Origin of the sequence: Lacticaseibacillus paracasei subsp. paracasei (assembly GCF_000829035.1) — a bacterium.
Lineage (GTDB): Bacteria > Bacillota > Bacilli > Lactobacillales > Lactobacillaceae > Lacticaseibacillus > Lacticaseibacillus paracasei.
This window is the reverse complement of record NZ_AP012541.1, coordinates 450,922-473,310: the sequence shown is the minus strand read 5'-3', so window position 1 is coordinate 473,310 and position 22,389 is coordinate 450,922. Positions and strand designations below refer to the sequence as shown.

General features: G+C 46.6%; 9 protein-coding genes. 2 read left to right on the top strand and 7 right to left on the bottom strand.

Annotated features, from left to right (window positions below; translation table 11 throughout):
- Positions 1-2: 2 nt before the first annotated feature.
- On the bottom strand, positions 3-1,445 hold the full coding sequence (locus LBPC_RS02225; protein ID WP_016383681.1) for an amino acid permease: 1,443 nt from the start codon (positions 1,443-1,445) through the stop codon (positions 3-5).
- A gap of 520 nt (positions 1,446-1,965) precedes the next feature.
- A complete protein-coding gene (locus LBPC_RS02220; protein ID WP_032781062.1) occupies positions 1,966-4,500 on the bottom strand; it encodes a M1 family metallopeptidase in 2,535 nt (844 codons plus the stop codon).
- A 505-nt stretch (positions 4,501-5,005) separates the two neighbouring features.
- Between LBPC_RS02220 and LBPC_RS02215 the strand changes: the two genes are divergently transcribed.
- Together LBPC_RS02215 and LBPC_RS02210 are read left to right on the top strand one after the other, a co-directional pair.
- Positions 5,006-10,276 (top strand): Fn3-like domain-containing protein, encoded by a 5,271-nt coding sequence (locus tag LBPC_RS02215; protein ID WP_025375959.1) that lies wholly within the window; start codon positions 5,006-5,008, stop codon positions 10,274-10,276.
- Between the two features lie 541 nt (positions 10,277-10,817).
- Positions 10,818-17,516 carry a S8 family serine peptidase gene (locus LBPC_RS02210; protein WP_003661628.1) on the top strand — a complete coding sequence of 2,233 codons (6,699 nt, stop codon included), beginning with the start codon at positions 10,818-10,820 and terminating at the stop codon, positions 17,514-17,516.
- Positions 17,517-17,705: 189 nt separating this feature from the next.
- Here LBPC_RS02210 and LBPC_RS02205 read toward each other — a convergent pair whose 3' ends face one another.
- The 5 genes from LBPC_RS02205 to LBPC_RS02185 form a co-directional block, all read right to left on the bottom strand.
- Positions 17,706-18,245, bottom strand: a complete 540-nt coding sequence (locus tag LBPC_RS02205) for a hypothetical protein (RefSeq protein WP_003661627.1) — start codon at positions 18,243-18,245, stop codon at positions 17,706-17,708.
- A 28-nt stretch (positions 18,246-18,273) separates the two neighbouring features.
- Positions 18,274-19,422, bottom strand: a complete 1,149-nt coding sequence (locus LBPC_RS02200) for an ABC transporter permease (RefSeq protein ID WP_003661625.1) — start codon at positions 19,420-19,422, stop codon at positions 18,274-18,276.
- Positions 19,419-20,300, bottom strand: coding sequence for an ABC transporter ATP-binding protein (locus LBPC_RS02195; protein ID WP_003661624.1), 882 nt, complete (start codon positions 20,298-20,300; stop codon positions 19,419-19,421). Before LBPC_RS02195 ends, LBPC_RS02200 begins: the two co-directional genes overlap by 4 nt.
- 102 nt (positions 20,301-20,402) lie before the next feature.
- The gene (locus LBPC_RS02190; protein ID WP_003661623.1) at positions 20,403-21,518 is read right to left on the bottom strand and encodes a HAMP domain-containing sensor histidine kinase; all 1,116 of its coding nucleotides are present in this window, start codon (positions 21,516-21,518) and stop codon (positions 20,403-20,405) included.
- The gene (locus LBPC_RS02185) at positions 21,506-22,204 is read right to left on the bottom strand and encodes a response regulator transcription factor (protein WP_003661621.1); all 699 of its coding nucleotides are present in this window, start codon (positions 22,202-22,204) and stop codon (positions 21,506-21,508) included. The genes LBPC_RS02190 and LBPC_RS02185 overlap by 13 nt, the downstream gene beginning before the upstream one ends.
- Positions 22,205-22,389 lie beyond the last annotated feature (185 nt).

Here is a 22,389-nt window from a genome sequence, read left to right as displayed (position 1 = left end):
TACTAAAGTAACCGGGCTTCATCCCGTCGCGCAATGAACGGCAAAATAAGTCCCAATGCCAGGAAAATAACTGGCGTAATGATGTTTAAGCCCATCTGGAACCACCAAGTCCCTGGATCGTTGAGATAATTGATTTTCGGCAACATTCCCAACAAGCAGGCCAAAGCGGTAAAAAGAAAACACCATCCGCCAATAATCATGCCCACATGTTTGTTTTTAACAAACATGTACTCTGCTTGGAATTTTTCCAAATGCTTATTAAGCAAATAATAGGCAAGGAAAACCCACAAGTAGCGTAACGGCATCACGACTGAGTTTAGATTTAACAACCACTTATACAGCTCGTTCATATTGCCGATACCAAGCGCTGGCACAATGATCAGCAAACTGACTAAAATCCCGGTCAGCCAGTAACCATTGATCGGCGTGCCTTTTTTATTCAGATGACTCAGCTTCTTTGGAATAAAATGCGGATCAGCATCACTTAGCAGCATTTTCAGCGGCGCGTCAATCGAAAAAGCTAAGGCTGAAATGGAAGCGAGCGCGTTGGCGATGGCATAGAGAATGACGAAAATATTGCCAACATGATAATAACTGCCCAGCATCGCGAAGGCGGTATACGGTCCATTGGCCATCAAATCAGTCGGAATGTGGTTGCTGTTAAACAACATGCCCATGCCAAATGACCCGAGCAAGGCACAAAAGGCAACCATCCCGGCAAGCACCAGCATCCCTGTTGGAAATTCCTTGGCCGCATGTTTCGTGTTATTGACGTACGGAGAAATTTTTTCCGCGCCGCCAACCGCAAAGACCAGCATCGAAATGGTGGTGAAGTAATTCAGATCAAACTTTGGCAAGTACGTGTGAATATCGCCCATATCCGGTGTGGCCACATGCACGCCTTTGACCATGAGCGGTGCAGTGACAGCCAAAATGATAAACAAAATCGACATCAAGAACATCGCCGTACCGGCCATACTGCCAATGCGATTCAAAGTGGTTAACCCACGTGATGACAGCCATAAAAATAGCAAGAAGAGTGCTAAACAAATTAAGGATACGGTCATTGAAGAGACGGTATTCACGAAATTGCCGTTGCCTTTAAACAACCAGCTCAACGCAATCAGAATGGCTTGCGGCTTTTGAGCTAAGTATGGAATATGAACAACCCAATAGGTCCAAGCAGCATAATAGGCCAACCTGACCGTACCGGTTTCTTTGATCCACGAGCTAACCCCACCGGCTTGATCCTTAAAGGTGGAGCCGAGTTGACCAACAATCAAAGCATATGGCACAAAGTAAATCGCCATGATCAAAATCCAGCTTGTTACGACGGAAAGGCCCTGCTGAGCGTAGTTGTTGAACACATTGCCTAAGCCCCAGACTGAGACGAATGCAATTAACGCCACGTTATACCAGCGCAGTTTTTTCTTTGTATCTGCCACTAAAAATCCCTCCAAACAGCCGCCTGTCCATCAATCAACAGCGACTCATTTTTCAGTGTACCGGTTTAACCCGTTTTCTTTCCCGTGAAATTGTATAGATGAGGATTAGATTTTTCTTAAATCAGCGTTGTGAAATAGCCATCTTAAGCTGTGAAAAATGTGAAATGAGGGTTAGGCTTTATCCTTATTGCCCATAATCGCAGGAAGATCACTGGGCGAAAGATTCCGTGTCGTGCCAAACTCCGCAATCTACGGCCAGATGGGGCTGGAACGCTGTGACGGCGCTTCGAGCCCCATCTGGCCTACGACTGCTCCGCCTTGGCACTGGTGTCTTCATACCCCATCAAATTATTCATGAAACAGAAAATTCAAACAACTTATGATATTTTTCGCAATACTACCCAATACGGATAGTTATTCGCCCTTATTCGTCAGTTATAAGTTATGTTCCTGCATGTCACACAGAAAAACCGTCACCTATTTTCAAAGTGACGGTTTGCAGATATTGGATTAAAAATCTTTACTTAACAGCTTCTGCCACAGCAGCTTGCACAGCCTGCTGCTCAGCTTGAATCAGGCTGACGCGACTGGCAATCACACTGGTGTCCATGGTGATCTCCCGCGTCAGACCCGGTGTTTGCAGCTTTGGTTCAAAGAAGGCCTTGAACTCCGTCAATCGTTCCGGTGTGCGGAAAACGCCGGCGATCACAGTGATGTAGGTCGTGAATTCCATATCGCCGCCAACGGTTTTTTCAAGCCACTGCCACTCATTACGGAGCCAATCCCAAGCAGCTTGCTCGCCAGCATGGTTATTCAGAACCCCGCGGAACCATGAACGCAGATCCTGTGGCTTAATCGTGTCGGCATCCTCAAACTTATCAACCAATTTGGCAATTTGCGTTGGATCAGTTGTACTGGTCAACGCTGCCAGAATATCAGCTTTATAACTGGAATCTGTCGTTTGCGTGTAGGCTTTGAGCAGCTGATCAAATAAGTCTGCATTGCCAAAATGCTTCACTTCATTTTCCAAAACGAACATCCGGATGTCAGCTGGCAAAGCAACCAATTGTGCTTGATTAGCTGTAAACAACTCATGTCCTTGCGCAATCGCGTCTGGATTCTTAGCATATAACGCCATGCTCAGGATGTATGGACGGGTCAACTGATCATCAATGCTTTCATCAGCTTTCGGCGTCCATCCAAGGCGATCAAGCTGACCAGCACTGAGCTTGTCAAAGAATGCCTGTAACTGCTTTTCAGCGTCTGAATCAGGTGCTACAAACTTCTTCAAGTCGCCAGCTACGCGGAACAAAGCATCCATGACAATCGCGCTGTGGCTCGCAGCAAACCGCGGCAGCAATGGCACAATATTGCCGTATGAATTCTTACGACCCTCAGCTAGCAGCCGCAGGTCTTGGATAATCTGCCGCTGGTCAATCGCATTCAGCTGATCCACATTGGCTAGAATATCGGTCATCAATTGTTCATCGTACTGAACAATGAAATGCGAGTTGTTGCCAACATTGACGCGGAATGGTTTGCCATTTTCCTTGCGTAATTGCGCATAGTCGCCAAGCGTAACCTTTTTCTCGGCAAAGATTTGGGGTGCCACAGCATAGTTGCTATTCAGCGGGATCTGCCACTGGCGGCCGACATCTTTGCCAGCACCAATGAAGAATTGCTGTTGCGACAAGGTCAGCTTGCCGTCCACCACAGCTGCAGTGACAACTGGATAGCCCGGTTGCTCCAACCATGACTGCATAATTTTGCCAACGTCCAGATGCGACGCCTTACCTAATGCCGTCCATAAATCAGCACCGGCTGCGTTGCCAAACTTGTGAGCTTCAAAGTAAGCTTTTAAGCCAGCCCGAAGCGCATCGTCGCCAATCAGAGCTCGCACCATGACAAGCATCCGCGCACCTTTTGCATAAACAATGGCGCTGTCAAACAAGGAATCGATTTCGGCGGGATCTTCCACCTGCACGTGAACCGATTGCACGCCATCTGTTGCATCACGTTGCAAGGCCATTGGTGCTTCAAGGGTTTGGAAAGCTTCCCAAATATGCCAATCAGGCTGCAAGGCATCCACTGCGACATATTCCATCATGTTGGCGAAACTTTCATTCAACCACAAATCATCCCACCACTTCATGGTTACCAAATCGCCAAACCATTGATGGGCCAATTCGTGCGCAATCACCGTTGCCACACGTTGCTTGGTTTCGAGGGAGGTATTGTCCGGATCAATCGTCAGCAACGCTTCACGATAGGTGACCAATCCCCAGTTTTCCATCGCGCCAGCCGAAAAGTCCGGTAGTGCCAACTGCCAAGAATGCGGCAATGGGTATGGGGTTTGATAAAAGTCTTCATAGAATTCAATCGACCGTTTGGCAATGTCCAAAGCAAAGTCTAACTCGTTTGGTTTGTGAGCCTTGGTAGCAAAAACGCCAATCTTCACACCACTCTTAGTCGTGGTTTGTTTATTTTGCAGATCGCCAAAAGCAAACGCGATCAGATAAGTCGACATCCGCACGGTGGTGTCAAAGTAATGCACACCATTTTCTTCGCGAATTTCCGGCATATTGCTGATGATCGTCTCACCCGGCTGTTCGTCGAATTTGATAGCCAAATCAAATGTCGCCTTGGCCTCAGGTTCATCAACGCTTGGAAAAGCCTGACGGGCAGCGGTTGTCTCAAATTGTGTCCCAATAATCTGCTTTTTGACTCCATCAACTTCGTAATAAGACGGATAGATCCCCATCATGGTATCCGTCAATGGTGCCGTGTAGTCAATCGTCAGCGTCACCTTTCCGGATTGGGGCAAAGTGATGCGAATCGCTTCTGCAGGATCATCAATCGTAAACGGTACATCCTGACCATCGGCCTGAAGGGCACTCACCTTCAGATACTTTTGATGAAGGGCGATCGTGGTTTGCTTCGCCTCACCAGTAATCGTTGTTTTCCCGGTAATCGTTTTGTTTGCCCGGTTAATAGCCAAGTAAAGCTCATAATGTGCCGGTTGAAATGCCTGATAAAAATGCGTTGCTTCAGTCATAATTTCCTCCTCGAATTGTAAGATTACGCTCATTATACGCCAAGCCAGACGGTTACGGGGTTGCCAAGTATCGAAAAGCTCACGGTGTTGGTTGAAATCGGCAGACTTATTTCTTTTCGCCAAAAATCGGTTCAGCGACTTAAAAAAATTACATGCGTGAAAATACGGTTATTGAACTTGCGTGTCAGGCCATTTCTCAACTGATCGTGTCCGCAGATATTAACGATAATTCAATTTTTAAATGCTGCTAAATAACCTTTAAGTTCCTCAGTTATTTAGAAATTCAATTGTCGATTAAAAGTCAATTAATATAATGCGAATTGTTTATTTTAACAACTAGCTAACATACTAAAACCAATTTATTTTATTTTTCTAATGGTTGACATTAGTTTTATCTCAGGATAAATTACAGACATGAGAGAAAATGAGCAAGACACTCGCTTCTCTAGAGCTGCTACAACGCACTTTTCAAGATTTTGTTTTAATGACTACCGGAGGAAATAACGTGTACAAGCTGAATCCCTTTTCACAGGAAAAACGCCGCTATAAGATGTATAAGGCGGGACGGCATTGGATTTATAGTGCCATTGCTGTTTTAGGCGGAGCTGGCATTCTGATGTTTCAGCCAACGCAAACCGTTTTTGCTGATGAAGCATCACCGACCGCCAGCGCGACGACGCTTGCCAAACCGCATACCGAAATCAAAGACAAACAGCCCGTTACCGCATCACTGACTCCTACTGATAACCCCCAGCCCAGCGTTGACAAGCCAGCAGTCCCCGCAATTGAAACTCAGCCAACATCAGCGGCCAATCAAGTCGAAGCGCCTTCAACAAAACCGGCTGACCATTCGAAGGCAGCGTCTGACAGCCATGCCGCATCGATCGTATCAGCAACACCAACCCCTACGCCAAAAACTGCACCTGTTGTAACCGATAAAGTTAAAGTTACTGTACCTGTTGAAACACCAGCGTCACCAGTCATGGCGCCAACCGCTTCTCCGCGATCTGCGGTCCAAACAAAGCCAACACCTGCGCCAGCCAAACCACCGATTAATCAGGCCGTTTTAACCAAAGGGAATGTGCAACCGCTTTGGGATGAAAATATTAAAGGACAAGGCATGGTTGCCGCCGTCATTGATAGCGCCATTGAACCGCATGATATGTTGCGACTAAACGACAACACGACGGCCAAGATTTCAAAAGAAACCATTGCCGACTTTGCTGCTAGTCACGGCTATGGTACCTATCTCAATGACAAGCTGCCTTTTTTCTATGACTACACCACCAATAGCAATACTAATCTGCATTTAGATAATCATATTCAAGGTGAACAAGTAGCCGGCATTATCGCCGGGAATGGACAAGAAAGACCAGATGGCCGCTATATCCTCGGGGTCGCGCCGGAAGCACAGATCCTAAGCATGAAGGTTTTGGGCCAAGCAAAATCACTGACCACAAATAACGTTGCCCGTGCAGTGTATGACGCGGTCTCGCTAGGTGCAGATGTGATTTATCTATCGCTGGCCAAGATTGTCGATGTTGAAGATCCCACTGCTGAAGATCAAGCGGCGATTCAATTTGCTACCGATCATGGCGTCCTTGTCATCAAAACCACAAGTAACAACGGTAATGCCATGGCGATTCACGGCACCTCCGTCCCCGGCGGCACTACGGCTGGTTATATCACGACAAATGATAGCACGCTTTCGCTGACAGGTGGCGGCCTTAGTGCCCTCACTGTTGCTTCGGAAAATTCAGCACTGGGAACTAAATCCGCCATGGCGTATAACTCGTCTTGGGGACCAACTACTGACTATAAACTTAAACCAGATCTCACGACACCTGGTGAAAAATCCGTCTCGATTGGCAAAAACAACACGCTAGCGACCAAGAGCGGCACCGCGGCTGCCAGTGCTTATGCAGCAGGTGCTGGCTTACTCGTTATGCAGCATCTCAAGCAAACAACTAAGCTAACTGGTGTTGAACTCGTCAAAGCTGTCAAATTAGCGCTCATGAATGCTGCTACCCCTATGATGGATCATGACTATCCGGGCAACTTTGTCTCACCACGACGTCAAGGGGCTGGTCAAATTGATGTCGCCAAAGCCAGCGGTTTAACGGTGACGGCAGAAGGTACTGATCAAACCGGTTCCGTTTCCTTGCAACAATTCGAGGCAGCACCAACGTTTACTATCACGTTGACCAACCACGGCACAACCGATCAAACTTATACGGTTGTGCCCGGCCATCCCCTCACGCAAACCTTTGACACCGCCCACACTAATGGCATTTATGCTGTTGCCTTGCCAGGTGCGACGCTAACAACCGCAACGCCAACTTTCACTTTGAAAGCAGGCGCGTCACAAACTGTGGCCTTCACGTTGACCCTAGATCAAACTGTCCGGCTGCATCAAGTCATTGAAGGCTTCATCTCCTTCAAAGCTGCGGACGACAATCAATCCATTTCCATGCCTTACATGGGTTTTTATGGCTCAACCAATGCAGAAGTCGTCTTTGATAATGCTGCTAATGAAGGTCGAAGTACTTTTAAAGGCAGCTATTTGCTTGATGAAAATAATTACCCACTGGGCATTGCCGATCCGCTCACCTTAAGCGACATTGTTAACAGCGGTAGTTATAGCGTTAATTGGGAAACCGTTGCCGCCTCTGCAAAAGACAATAAAGTGGCATTTTCTCCCAATAACGATGGGGTTTCAGATGCCGTCATCCCGCGTATTTTTGTTAAACAAAATCTTCAACAGGTCGCCGCCCAAATTCTAGACACAGACGGTCATCTTGTCCGGGTCATTGATCTTGAAAATGACACCGCTAAGTCACATTACGTGCAAGATACTAACTATAATACGGATTTGACCCTGTCTGATAGCATGCGGCGCCATCCTGATGGTTTCAAATGGGACGGTAAAGTTTATGATCGAGCAACAGGCAAGTTGGTGACTGCCGAAGATGGTCGCTATGTTTACCAGTTTGTTGGCACCACCTACACTGCTGGGATAAGAAATCGGCAAGGTATTAATCTCCCAGTTGCGATTGATACCGTCAAACCGACGATCACGGACTTCACTTATGACAATGGCGACATCACCTTCAATTACGAAGATCAAGGTGTCGGCTTCACCCAATATAGCGCCGCAGTATTGGCCATCGGATTGCGAACCTATGAAGTCCCTCTTGGCAATGATGGAACTAAAAACACCGGTACCGTGACCTATCAGCTAAGCGACGATCAACTTGACGCGCTGGAAGCAGGCGATGGCAAACTGACGCTGACAATCACCGATTTGGCCGGCAACAGCAGCCGTCAGACGATTCAAGCAGTTGCCGGCGAGTATCTGCCAGAAGTGGACACCACGCCGACGCCACAAGTTCGCTGGTCAATTCCGATTGTTCATGGTAACGGACTCAGAATGGATGCCAATTATGAAATCAGAACCAAAGATGACAAGTACACGGTTCAAGTGATGGTGCCTAAAGATGGTGATTATCTTGTCGTTTTAAAAGATAGTGTCACCGGCAATGTCTATGTTGAAAGAAGCAACCAAACCACCGGCATCGCTACTTTCGATGTTGAAAACCCCAACTTCTATGCCAACCTAGACGTTTATGCGCTTTATGAGCCACAATTCGGAACCTTCATCAAATCACCGGCTATTCCTTCGCTGTTGGTTTTCCACGATCCTGACGCTGGCGCTTATAGCAATGACAACACCAAAACTGAAAGCTTTGATGACGAAGCAACGGCCAAAAACGCTGCAACGCGATTAAGCAGTGCCGAACCATTGCCGGGGCGGAAATTCTCGGACAACTTGCTAAGCGCCATGCCAACAAGCGGTTTGATGTTTACCGATCTGAACGACAACAGCTTGACTTTAGTAGGTGTCGACAAAGCCAGTCATTGCTATGATGCCGAGCATCAACTGCTTCACATCAGAGGAAAAATTAAAGATCCTTCGCATACCGACTTGCAGATTTTTGCCACGCCGAATCCGAGTGACCCGCAAAATCGGGCAATCCTCGCAGCAGATGGTTCGTTTGACGTCACAATTCCTTTCAAATCAACTGAAGAAAAGAACGTCGGTTATGCCTTAACGACCATTAACGCAACTGGTCAGAAAGTGACCACTGACGGCTTCCTTCAAATCATTTTAGATACAACACCACCAACATTGACCGTGAGTGACACAGATGGCATGACCGTTGACGCAAACGGGGTTTACACCGCCGAAACCAGTGCCGATATTTTTACCCTTGAAGGCACCATTGACGATAACGTTGATGGCTATCGGCTTTACAGTAACGGCAGCAATGTCCTCACCCAGCATGCTCGTGCTGGCTTCAACATCCATCAACCGGCGGCAACAGCTGAGGCAGGCGCAAACAGAACGAACCCATATGACCCGGTGCCGTTTAAGCGCGGATATATTTTGCCCGTTGGTACGAGCATTGTCAGGTTGGAAGCCGTCGATCAAGTCGGCAACCGCACCGTCAAAGTGTTCAAGATCAAGAAAGTTGCTGTAACGGAAAATTCTGAACCGACTGAGTCTGATCTCGAAGATCAAACGGTGACGGATAGTCCTGAAATTTCAAGCACGGAATCGGCTAATGACGACGACGGCGCGACTGATGCTAGTGCTGAAATGGCTTCTGATGATACGCGGGATCCTCAAAGTGAAGATCGTGAAGTCAAAGATTCCGCGGGGGATGCCTTTGTAGAACATGTCGTTGACGAAGATTTAGTTGAAAAAGCTAAAGATGACTTAGTCCCGGATGGCGGCAACGACCGTGAAGAAACCTCTTTCTCGGAAGCGGTCCTTAGTGATGCCAAAATGTCTAAAGACAACGTGACTTCAAACGAGGACAACGATGCTACAAGTGATATTTCTTCGCAGGAAACCCTTAGCGAAACCAAAGCATCTAAAGGTGAAGTGGTCCCCAATGATGATAAGGCAATTGAAGACACCAATGATGTGAAACCAGCTGTTGACAGTATCGAAGACGCTCAAGGTAATGTCTCTTTTGATGACGCTACCACCCCTAAAAATGATTCATCTTCAGTAGTGACTGACACTGAAGTCAAAGATACCCTCGTGAAAACAGCGGTTCTCAATGACAAAGCACCTCAAGATAGCAGCGATATCAACGAAGAAAAAGCTGCTAAACCTGAGACTTCTTCGCAAGCGGTCATTCATGAAGCTCATGATTCAGTAGCCGACACAGACTCAAGCGACAAAGTTAACGCCAGTCATACCGTTCTAACGGCAACCGCAAACGAGAAGATCGACATTGGAGTTGCCTTCGCTTTTGTTTTAACAGAAAATGGGAAGAAAAAAATGCCTAGTAAAGAGGGCATTAAATCGGCAATTACAGAACTGACCACTGACCCAAAAGCTAAGATAGCATTTAAAGACGACAAAAATAATGAAAAGGAAGTCAGTGCGCACGCTGCCATCAAAACCGAGCGAAAGGATTCCTTTGAATCAACCGCTAATGGTGGCGACAAGGATGCTCCAAAGATCACTGTACCAAATGCTACCACTGACAATGACCTAGCCACCAAAATCAACGCAGCCCCAACACCTGCCATGAGTACCAGAAACGACGCTCAATCCGGTGTCAGCTCCAAGTTGCCACAAATGGCGAATTCGCATCGTAATGCCTTGCAAATTCTAGGGGTCATCATCAGCCTGATGACAACGCTAGGGATAGTTGTCACTGATAAGAAGAAACGCGAGAAAAACAAGGTCAATTCTTAAACAAGGGAAAGCCGTTCACAAAAACTATTGTGTTCAGTATTCCTTCAACCTCAGCCAAGAGAAAATGCTAATTGCTGGAAACAGCACTTAGCATTTTTTCGTAACAGTGAACCTGATATTGAACCCAATTTTTGATTGAAGGCATTGATTTTTATTCTGTCTGATTGAAAGTTTTTAAAGTTCGCGCAACGCCTGTAATAAAGCAAGCGTCTGTTCATCGTGATACGCATATGGTATCCATCTATATCACACAAATAATTTAGTTGATTCGTTTATTTTATGATTATCCATCGTTAAATAAATCTAGCCATTTCGTTAAACACCCATCTGAATATTTTTATAATTGTTTAATTATTCACCTCCTACAGTAATAACTAAATAAAACGTTAAACCGGGTTAATTTTCTACGCCTTATGATTGACATTAGTTTTATAACGGGTTAAATTACAAACAAGGATTCAATGGATCACTTATTGACACACATATCGCTGATGGCGCCGGTTACAAACGACTGCTTTAAATACCATTGGAGGAAATAAAAATGAACAGAGTCAAGCCATTTTCACAGGAAAAGCGCCGCTACAAAATGTATAAGTCAGGGCGACACTGGGTCTACAGTGCCATCGTGACTTTTGGTGCAGCGAGTTTTCTGATGATGCAACCTGCTCAAGGTGTTTCTGCTGATGCCACTACCCCACCAACGACAACCCAAACAAAATCTAATCAAGCAGCGCCAGACGCGGCATCGGCTGACTCACCCGTCAGCAAGCCAGCATCCACGACCACTGGACAAGTAACGTCCTCAGCCGACACCCCAACAACAACAGATGCAAGTTCCGCGCCTACAGCCACTGCGAAACCTGCTACACCAGCACCAGTAGCGTCACAGGCTAAACCAGAAGCATCAGCTAAGGCAAAACAACCTACTCAAACGACATCGGTCACCCCCTCCACCCCGACAACAACCAATACCAAAACTGCTCAAAAAACAGTTAGCCAGCCCGCACAAAAGGCGCCAGCAGCCCCAGCAAAACCAGCTCCAATTGCAAAACCAGCCCCAACATCCAACCCAGAAAACAAAGCCAGTCTAACTAAAGGCAATGTTCAACCGCTCTGGGATCAAAATATCAAGGGTCAAGGCATGGTGGCAGCCGTTATTGATCAAGGTGTTGAGCCACATCCAGACTTTCGACTCAGCGATGCCAAAACGGCTGCACTTTCAGAGGATCAAGTCAAAGCATTCACTGCAAGTCATGGCTATGGCGATTATGTCAATGAAAAGATCCCATTCTTTTACGATTACACCAATAACGTCAACGAAAATCTAAAATTTGACACGAGTAATCACGGTCAACATCTCGCTGGTATCATCGCTGCTAATGGTCAACCTAGTGATTCAAAGAAATATGTAACTGGAATTGCGCCGGAAGCCCAACTTCTCAGTATGAAAATACTAGGCAAGTCCAGTTCTGACTCACTCAATAATGCCGCGCGGGCCATCTATGATGCAGTGGACTTAGGTGCGAATGCCATCAATATCTCCTTTGGCATGGGCGTCGATGTTGATGATCCTACCGCTGAAGGACAGGCAGCCATTAAATTTGCAACCGATCATGGTGTTTTTGTGACAGTAGCTACCGGCAATAATGGTCACGCCGGTGGTATTTACGACAAGTCCGCTTCAAATGGAATCACAACCAGTTATCACCCTGCCAATGCTTCAACTTTGACTACACCTAGCGCAACGCCATCAGCTATGGCGGTTGCTGCCGGAAACGATGTTCTGGATCCTAAGGCCGCTTTGATATCCGCTTCTTCATGGGGACCAACAGCATCCTACAAATTAAAACCCGATATCACAGCACCTGGTGAAAAAGTTGCCTCTACCTTACTGAATGATGGACTTGGAAAAGTGAGCGGCACTTCACAGGCAAATGCCTATGTTACCGGTGCCAGCTTACTGGTGATGCAAAATCTGAAACGCAGTACAAACTTAACTGGTGCGCAACTCGTAAAGGCAGTGAAACTAGCCTTGATGAATGCCGCTAACCCAATACTCGATATCAATTACCCTGGACAAATCATCTCTCCTCGACGTCAAGGTGCAGGTCAAATCGATGTTGCGAAAGCTGCAAATTTGACGGTCAGTGCAGAAGGCACCGATGATGCCGGTTCTGTTTCATTACAACAATTCACCGGTAGCAAATCATTCGTCATTACGTTGGAAAATCGCGGTACCGATCAGCAAACGTACACGCTTGATCTTGGCCAACCTGCTACCGAAGTGATTGACACCGCCAACAACAAAACCGTTCATGATCGCACATTGCCTGGTGCCACCCTCACAACTGCTACGCCAACTTTCACGCTTGATGCCGGGGCATCCAAAAAGATCACCTTTACCCTTTCGCTTGATGACACGGTTAAATTAAATCAAGTGGTAGAAGGCTTTATCAAATTCAAAGCCGCCGATGACCGTCAATCCATTTCGGTTCCTTACATGGGATATTACGGTTCCACCAATGATGAGGCCGTGTTCGACAAGCCCGCAAACGAAGAAGGCAGTATCTTTAAAGGTGGCTACCTTGTCGATAACAACCACAATCCATTAGGCATTACCGATCCAACATCGCTGAGCGAGCTAGTCAATAACCCGACGAATGGTTTCACTTGGCAAACGATTGGGGCCAAAGTTCAGAACACCAAAGTCGCTTTTTCACCAAATGGCGATGGCATTTCTGACACCATCACCCCCTATGTCTTCACCAAGCAAAATCTTAAACAAGTGATTGCACAGATTTTAGATCAAGATGACAAAGTAATGCGGGTCATTGATCAAGAAACTGACACCACCAAGTCTTTCCTTGAGGTCGGCAGCACTACCAATGCTGATCTTGCCAAATCAATCTCAATGTTTCTGAATCCTGATAAGCTCAAATGGGACGGTCAAGTCTATGATCAAACCACCGGTAAAATGGTGCCTGCAAAGGATGGTATTTACACCTATCGTCTGATCGGTATGACCTATACACCAGGCGAAAATAACATGCAAACCATGAGCTTACCAGTGGCCGTCGATACGATTAAACCAACGCTGTCCAATTTGGCTTACTCAGACGGCAAGCTAACGGCTGACTATAGCGACCAAGGCGTGGGTTTCACCGCGTATAGTCAAGCCAAACTCACCATTGGTTCCGCAACCTATGGTGTTCCTTTAAATCACGACAATCAATCAACCTCAGGAACGGTAAGTTATCAGCTCAGCGATGAACAGCTTGTCCTTCTGAAAAAAGGAGATGGCAAGCTCATGCTGACCATCACAGACCTCGCAGGTAATCGTTCTGAAGCTTCCATTCAAGCAATCAATGGTGAAAATAAGGAAGTTGATCCGCCATTCATTTGGCCGCAAGTACGCTGGTCGCTTCCAATTGGCACTGATAACATCATCCGACCAGATGGCCTCTACCAAGCGGCAACCAAAGACAGCATCTATACGGTTCAAGCGATGGTGCCCGCGGGACAAGATTTTATCGTCACCGCGACTGACAGTAAAAGTGGACGCGATTATTTAGGAAATCTTGATAAAACGACCGGGACAGTCACTTTTAAAGTTGATGCGACTGGGTATCCTTATGCCCGCCTTAGCATCACTGCATTAGCCCGAGATGGGTTTGGTGATTTCATTCAATCACCTAGTATTGCTGAGTTCGTCATCTTCACTTCCAAAAAATACACTGGATACTCTAACGAAAAGACTAAAACCGACCCGTTTGATGACGAAGCTACCGTGATGGGCCGTGCCAAGGTGATTTCGGGTGCCGACTATTCAAAACCAATCACCACAAAGGGAAAGTTCATCAACGGCATTGCTTTCCTTGACCTGAACAACAACAAACGAACATTGGTAGGCATTGACAGCGCCAGCACTTTCTATGACGCCAAGCTTAAGACCCTCACGCTTCGTGGCAAGGTATCTGATCCGAAAAACAGTAAGTTACGCATTTTTGTCACCCCGAGACAAAATGATCCTCAAAATGAAGTGACGTTTGCAGCAGATGGTTCCTTCAGTATGACCATGCCATGCAACCCGACTGAGGAGCGGAATATTGGCTATGTCCTCACAACTCTCGATAAAGACGGTAAAGAGAAGACCAATGGCGGCTTCCTGTTGCTTTATATGGATACAACCTTGCCGACACTGGAGCTTTCAGATGCTGATTCGATGAAAATTGACGATGATGGAACCTACCTTGTCACCACGGACGCTGACACTTTTTCAATTAAGGGGAGTGTGACTGACAATATCGGCGGCTATCGTTTGTATAGCAATGGTAACAACATCTTCACGCAGCAAAATCTGGCGGGTTTTAATGCACATCAATCTTCGGCCGCGCCGAATCAACTTACAAACGGGTACAACCCATATGGTGCAGCATCGTTTGACGAAACCTATCAATTAACCGATGGCCTCAATATCATTACCCTACAGGCAGTTGATCAAGTTGGCAACACGGTAACGAAAACGTTCAACGTCACTAAGACACCAAAACTTTTCAAGGAAGAATCCTTGGATGAACTAGAAATTACTCCTGAACAAGAAGATCAAACACCCAAGAATAATGCAGGTGAAGCACCGATCACAACATCATCCAGCGATGAAAAAACTGAGGTGACGCCAAGCACCGAACCAACGATGGTCAATCCGGAAGACAGCAAGGTTGAAACAAGTAACCCCGTTGTCGAAATAGATACATCAAAGGAAGCTCAAAGTGACGGAAACGATGACACGGCAACAAACACACCAGCATCAGTAACAACAGCTGTTGATGAAAATCCAGTTGATAACAGTCCTAATGCAACCACAACGATGCCGAATCACGCTAAGGGCGTTGATTCTGACGCCGAAGCCACTGAAGCAACAAACACCAAAGACAACACACCAGGAACCACTGCCCCTACTGACACTGATCCGACGATGGACAAAGAGAGCCCCACTAAGTCGGAAGTTGATCCAACAGCGACCTCACTACCTGACAGTCAAGTAGTTGAGACCGCAACAGAAACCACAGTCAATGAGGACAAAGGCAATAAAACTGATGACGACGAACCAACTGCCACAAACCTCACGACAAGCAAAGATAGTGCTATTCAACCTAAATCCGATCCAGCCGCAAGTTTGCAAAGTAACGACAAAGCTGTTGAAGCGGCCATAGAAAACGATAAAATTGCTGAAAAAGAAGGTCATCAATCCGCCAACACCCAACCGGCTATCACTGATGTAACGACTGACAAAAATAGTGCCGTTAAGCCAGAAATCGATCCAGCTGCAAGTTCGCAAAGTAACGACAAAGCTGTTGAAGCAGCCATGGAAGATAGCAAAGCCGAAAATGATAAAGGCAGTAAATCTGATTCTGCTGAAACGAATATCGCCCCGACTATGGCCAAAAACAGTGGTGTAAAGTCCGAAATAGATTTAACAGCCATCGCGCCACGTGATAACACGGCGACATCTTCTGGGACTGCAAAGGAACATGCCGATGTCAAAGATGATAAGGGTAATAAAACCGATACTGTTGAATCAGCTGTTACCGACACAGAAGATGACAATGAAGGTACCGTTAAATCAGAAATTGAATCAGTGGCAACCGCGCCAAGCAGCAACACGGCCACAGCCACTGAAATAACAAAGGAAAACACACCAACCGAAGATGAAAAAGACAATCAAGTCAATGTGGTTGAAACAACGGTCACTCATCCGAAACCGAGTAAAGATCGTGCCACTAAGTCAGAAATTGAATCAGAGGCAGCCGCGCCAAGTAAAACCGAGGTCGGTGAAACAGTCGCGGAAGACGCCAAAGGTGAACATGATAAAAGTAACAAATCCGATGATGTCGAACCAACCGTTTCAGACCCGAAAACAGACGAGGATCGTGCCATTAAGTCAGAATCGGACACATCAGCAATCACTCCAAACGAAGACAACATCGATGAAACAACCGTGGAAGAGGCTAAAGCCGAAGACAATCGAGAGGCTGCAGCTGGTACCACTGCAACAGTTGCCGCAGACCCGAAGGCAAGCGAAGATAATTCCGTTAAGTCGGAAATGGACGCAACGACAATCGCATCAATTGATAACAAGGCCATTGAAACGGTCACGGAAACTATCGGAGTCGAAAAAGTCGAAAGCCATAAGTCCACTGATACCGAGTCGCCTGTCACTGACCCAGCAATTGACAAAGATCGTGCCGTTAATTCCAACATCACGCCAGCCACAGCCTCACCAACTGCTGACAAAGCGCCGGAAGCCACAACGGAAAGCGTCGATGTCGAAAACACCGAGAGCCATCACCCCGATATCGCGGAAACATCCGTCAGTGACTCACAGGCTGGCAAAGATTCTGCTGCTGAGTCCAAAATTGATCCAAAGGCAACCCCATCAAGTGACAACACAACCACTGGATCACCGGTCGAAACACTCACAACGGGAAGTGAGCAAAACAGCCAAATCGACACCTCGAAAACAACCGTGACACCAGCAACTGACGACAAGAAGTTTTCGTCTGAGACCATCGCACCGGCTAAAACAAGCGACGATACAGCGGAGTTCGGCACTGCAACGACAACATCTGGCCAAAACACGCTGACTAAAACTGAAGTCGAGAGCTCAAACCATGCAACCAATCACCCTAACACCACGGATTCGTCAACAGACGCAACATTGCAACCCGACGAACCTACTATTTCGATTGAAGCAACTAAACCAACGTCTTCAACCGAAGACAATCCCGTCCAACCGAACGTTGATCAAAAAGTAATCGACCAAAAGTCGGACAAAGATAACCAGGATAATCCGACTGCTATCGAGAAAAATCCGAAATCCAAAGTGACTGATGACGAGGAAACCATCAGCAAGACGCGTCAAAAAGATCCGAAATCTAATATAGTTGAAAAAGAGGATGACACAATCCTTATTGTTCAAAAAGGTCTCAAAGCAAAAACGGTTAAGGATGCGGAATCCGCCTCGCCTTTGGATCAAAAAACGTCGGCTCTCAAACAAAAAGAGTCAAAAGAAAAAACACTGGCAAAATCAGTCCATTCAACTAAAGCAGCTGCCAAAGCCCTACCACCAATGGGGATGCAAAACAGTCATTGGTTGCAAGCTCTAGGCATCGCCCTCCTTGGTATGGTCTTTGCGCTAAGCATCGGCCTGATGAGCAAAAAGAAACATAAAAAAAACTAATTGCAACTAATTAGCCAGTTAGCAGCATCAGGACAAATCACCGAATCAACAAACATTAACAAAGAGCTTCATGCCAGCAGCAACCGGCATGGAGCTCTTTGCCTGTCTATCGCACAATTTCCAATCGCCGCCTTACCACCACTAATCTCGAGCACTAAAGCACCAACTAGCTGTCAAACTTTTTCCCTGTCATCCCCGAACCGGTCGACTTTTCAAACTCAGAAAACTGATCGCTGAAAAAAGTCCAGCTAGCAGCAACTGAATCCAGTTGTCAGACACTGCCCGATGACGCATAAACGTCATGATATTCACCGCGCCTAAATAGCGATAACCGATACACAATGCAAAATACGCTGTTGGCAAGAGATACGCGACTGCCAGCGATCGCGATAAGCTGTAACTCAAAACCGTGATGCTCCCAACTAACAAAATTTTGACGACAAAGTCGAACCAAAGTATGAGCAGATTGACCCCAACATTTAAAAAAGCATAAACGCCGATCAATACTGTGGCCAGCATCGCCAGTACCACCGCATACCAAATGAATCGCAACAGATAAAGCCACCATAGTTGCGTTTGCTTGCTATTAATGACTGCGCCAATCTCGACCGTTTGTTCTGGTAAAAACAGACTGCCAAAAGCAAAAATGGTCAGCAGTGGCAGAAACAACTCGCCCGGCATGACGGCCTGCGCTAAGTTGCTTGGCGTCATCGTAAAAACAACCGGCATGAGCAGGCCACACCCAAGCACGATCAAACTAGTGCTGCACTCGTTGGCTTTGAGTTCTAACCCGACCAAGCGTTTCAAAGTTGATGGCATGAAATTTTCCTCCTCGTTGAAGATTTAACAACACCACGGCTAAGCAAATAAAACCAATGGCGAGCGCGGCATAGGTTAACCGATTAAACAGTAATTCTGGTAGATGAGCCTCATAGTAGGCAACGTTATGCAGTGAATTATGTCGCGGTATCAGCAACCAGCCATAATTGCCAGCAACTTGCCGCGCACCAATCATCATCGTGCTCAACCACCAACCAATCTGCACCACGAATCCGAGAAAATTGCCAAAAAGCGCATCACTTAAAAAACCCACTGCGCTGCTAACCATCACTGTTGGCAATAACCACAGTCCGGTCATTTTGAAGAACACGAGATAATCGATTTGATACCCTTGATAATGCAGAGCGATTTGAATGGTTAAGACGATTCCCATCAAAAAAATCGGCATCAAAAGTGTCACGAGACTTGCTAAGTATCGACTGCCTACTAGTCGCCAAGTACTGGTCATTTTCGATTGCAGACTTGTCGTTGCACGACTTCGACGATCAGCATAACAATAAGCGATGACGACAACGGTGGGTAGAATTCCCATGACAATACCGGCGTAATCGGCAAATAGTCGTGCAAAGGTACCACTGATACGGTCTTTTTTGAGAATCAGATTGTGATCTTGCCGTGCCTCGGCTTTTGTCATCGGTCGCGACGCAAACCCCTGAATGTTCTGTGAACTGTAAGCCGATTGTCCGCCAATCAACCTGTCCACCTGTCCCAGTGCTTTCACCAATGTGGCTTGTGTCTCTGCTTGGTTGGCTTGTGTCAGTAAACTACGAACGCGGGCCTGATCTGCCTTTGGTAGTGTCACTGTTTTTGCAAACCCCAAGGGATACGTGACGTAAGTATTGTGCTGATAGTCGTATCGTAACTGGCCAACGCCGTTTGTTTTGCGCGTCTGGAAGTCGGTTGCTGTGATATCGTCGTAGCTATTAGTTGATGTCGGCAACGCCGTCACGTTTCGTGCGAGCATTGGCCACATATTTAACAACACAAATGCCATCACTAATAAGGTATAAATCGTAAAAGTCCGGCCCGTTGTTTGCCGTTTGACCTCCATCCAAAATAGTTTCATAAGAAGGCCTCCTCATGCTTCATCTGCAAATATAGATAAGCCTCCTCCAACGTTGGCAGAACTTGCGCACTGGTATTGATCTGACTGGCAGCTAAAAATCTCAACTTAACCATTGTCCCATCCGTTACTTGCTCAGTAATCCGACGATGCCGTTTAAACTCGTTTAACTTTGCCACTGGCACTTCTTTTTCAAACACGTGGCCATTTGCCGCCAATAGGAGTTGATCGGTTGTGCCATTGAACAAAAGCCGGCCTTGATCAAGAATTCCGATCGTATTGGTCGTTGCCTCAATGTCTGACACGATATGCGTCGATAGAAGAACGATGCGCTCATTTGCAAAATCTGTCAGCAAATTTCGGAAGCGAATGCGTTCTTCTGGATCTAAACCAGCAGTTGGCTCATCGACGATTAAAACTTTTGGACGATTGACGAGCGCCTGTGCAATCCCCAAACGTTGCAACATGCCGCCAGACAAAGCTTTTATTTTAGTGCGGGCCTTGTCTGCTAAATGAACCTCTTCGAGCAGATGTTGAATTCGCTGAGATTGATCCCGTGCTGGGACATTGGCTAATACCGCAAGATAAGTCATGGCATCGACGACTCGCATGTTGGTGTAAAAGCCGAATCTTTGCGGCAAATAGCCGATTTGTTGACGAATCGCTTTTGCCGCTTTGATCGGCACCCCGCAGACTTCAACCGTACCTGCTGTCGGCTGCTCCAGCGTGGTCAGAATTTTCATCAAGGTTGATTTACCAGCACCATTTTTGCCTAACAGCCCGTACATCCCCGTCTCAATTTCTAGCGATACTTGATCAAGCGCCGGCGCCGCCTTGCCGCGATAGCGTTTGGTGAGCCCTTCGATGTTAATCTTTTCCATGAAAAAAGCCTCCTTTAGCTTACAAGGAGACCTTAACAAGCAATTCACAAGATTTTGACAACAATGCTTTTTTTCAGCATTTGTCTGACGTCGTTGGTAACATTAGCTTTTGGCGCTGCCGTCAAAATAGCCGAAAACCGCTGTCGTACAGACACCCGCCGCATGTTCACGGTTTTGAATTTTAAAGTAACCGCGATGTGCTGCACATAGTTGATTGCAGATATACATGCCCACGCCAAGGTGATGCGCTGCTTTATCATTTGAAAAATAAGGCAATTTGACCTTGCGTTGCTCAGTTGCCGTTAATGGCTGGCCATCGTTGCAAACCTGCAAGGTGATTTGCTGGTCATTGAAGGTGAGATGAATCCCCACCTTTGTCTTAGCGAACCGGAGGGCATTATTGATCTGGTTATCAAACACCTCAAGGATAGCGTCTGGCGAAACCGATAACTTGTTGTCTGTCAACCGTGTGCTATCAACTTGCCAGTCAATCGTCTTAGCTGTTGGTAATTTATCCACTTCTGAACGAAGCTGTTGTTCAACCTGTGCTTCTGTGATTGCATGATGATTCAACCGAATATTTTGAATAGAGGTCACATGACTCATCGTTTTGATAAAATTGTTCATCCGATCAAGCTGTCGCTGCATCTCGTCTAGTAAATGTTGATCTGGTGGCTGGCCTTCTTCATTGAACGTTAACAATTCCAGATTTCCCTGCAAGACAGTTAGCGGCGTCCGCAGATCATGAGCAAACGCGGCGTTGACTTGTTTTTGATCATCAGCCAATTGCCATGCGGTTTCGAGCGCCTTGCGTAATGCTTGGCGCATTTCCTCAAACGCGGCTACTAATTGACCGAGTTCATCATCAGATGTCGGCTGTAGCGTGAAGTCCAGATCCTGCGCCTGGATATGAGTAACACCATATTGTAGTTGATCCAACGGCGGCCCCAATTTCACACGATAAAAAAGTCTGGCTGTGACATTCATGACTGCGTATAGCATGGCAAAACTACCAATAATTGCCCCACCAAAGTATAAGCTCATCCCGCCAATGAACCAGCGCTTGGCCAAGGCAGTTGCAATTGGCATCATCACCACATGCCAAATCAGCAAGTAGACCAACACCACCAATGCAGCGGCAATTGTGCCGATCAGAATCAGATGCAGCAAAGCTTTTTTTATTGGCAAACGCGTTAGGCGCTGCTTTAACTTGTCCATTTATAGCCCACTCCCCAAACGGTTTCGATTGGTGAGGTTACTTGATATCGATCAAAAAGAAGTCGAATGCGGCGGATATGTTCCGTAATGACTCGATCATCTCCAAGAGCGTCATAACCCCATATTTTTTCATAAAGCTGTTCACGACTAAAGACTTGCCCCGGATTCAGGCTTAACAGCTCAACTAGTTGATATTGCTTCTTTTCAAGACTTAAAACTTGATCGCCAATTGACACTTGTTTAGCGCGGTAGTCGATGAGAATCTGATCAAAAATCGCCATCCGTGCACGTTTTTGCGGTTGGCTTTCCCGTCTAAAGTGGGCCTTAATGCGGGCACCAAGTTCAGCAAGACTGAACGGTTTCGTCACATAATCATCGCCGCCTGCACCGAGTCCACGAACTTTATCCTCATCAGTCACCCGTGCGGTCAGAAAAATAATTGGTACCGATGTTATCGCCCGAATTCGTTCCGCCAACGAAAAGCCGTCAGTATCAGGTAGGTTGACATCAAGCAAAATCAAATCAGGATTATTGGTCAGCCGTTGCACCACACCGGCGCCTGACTCGGCCGTGATTAGGTTAAACGTCGGAAGGCGGGCAGCAAAATAACGATTCAACATCCTTAGAATATCGATATCATCGTCTACTGCAAGTACTGTCCCGCGAAGCCTTTCATCACTTAGCATCAGATTTGCCTCCCTGTTGACAACAATTTATTCATGGAAACTAATTAGCATTCTTTTCAAAGAATATTTCCCTTCGTTATGCCTACTGTACCCGCTGGCGGAATCGCTTGCAACACGTTCAAACAGCTGTCGGCATCAGGCTCATCAAAAGTAGCCCGTGCAAACTGGCCAAAAAACCACACAAA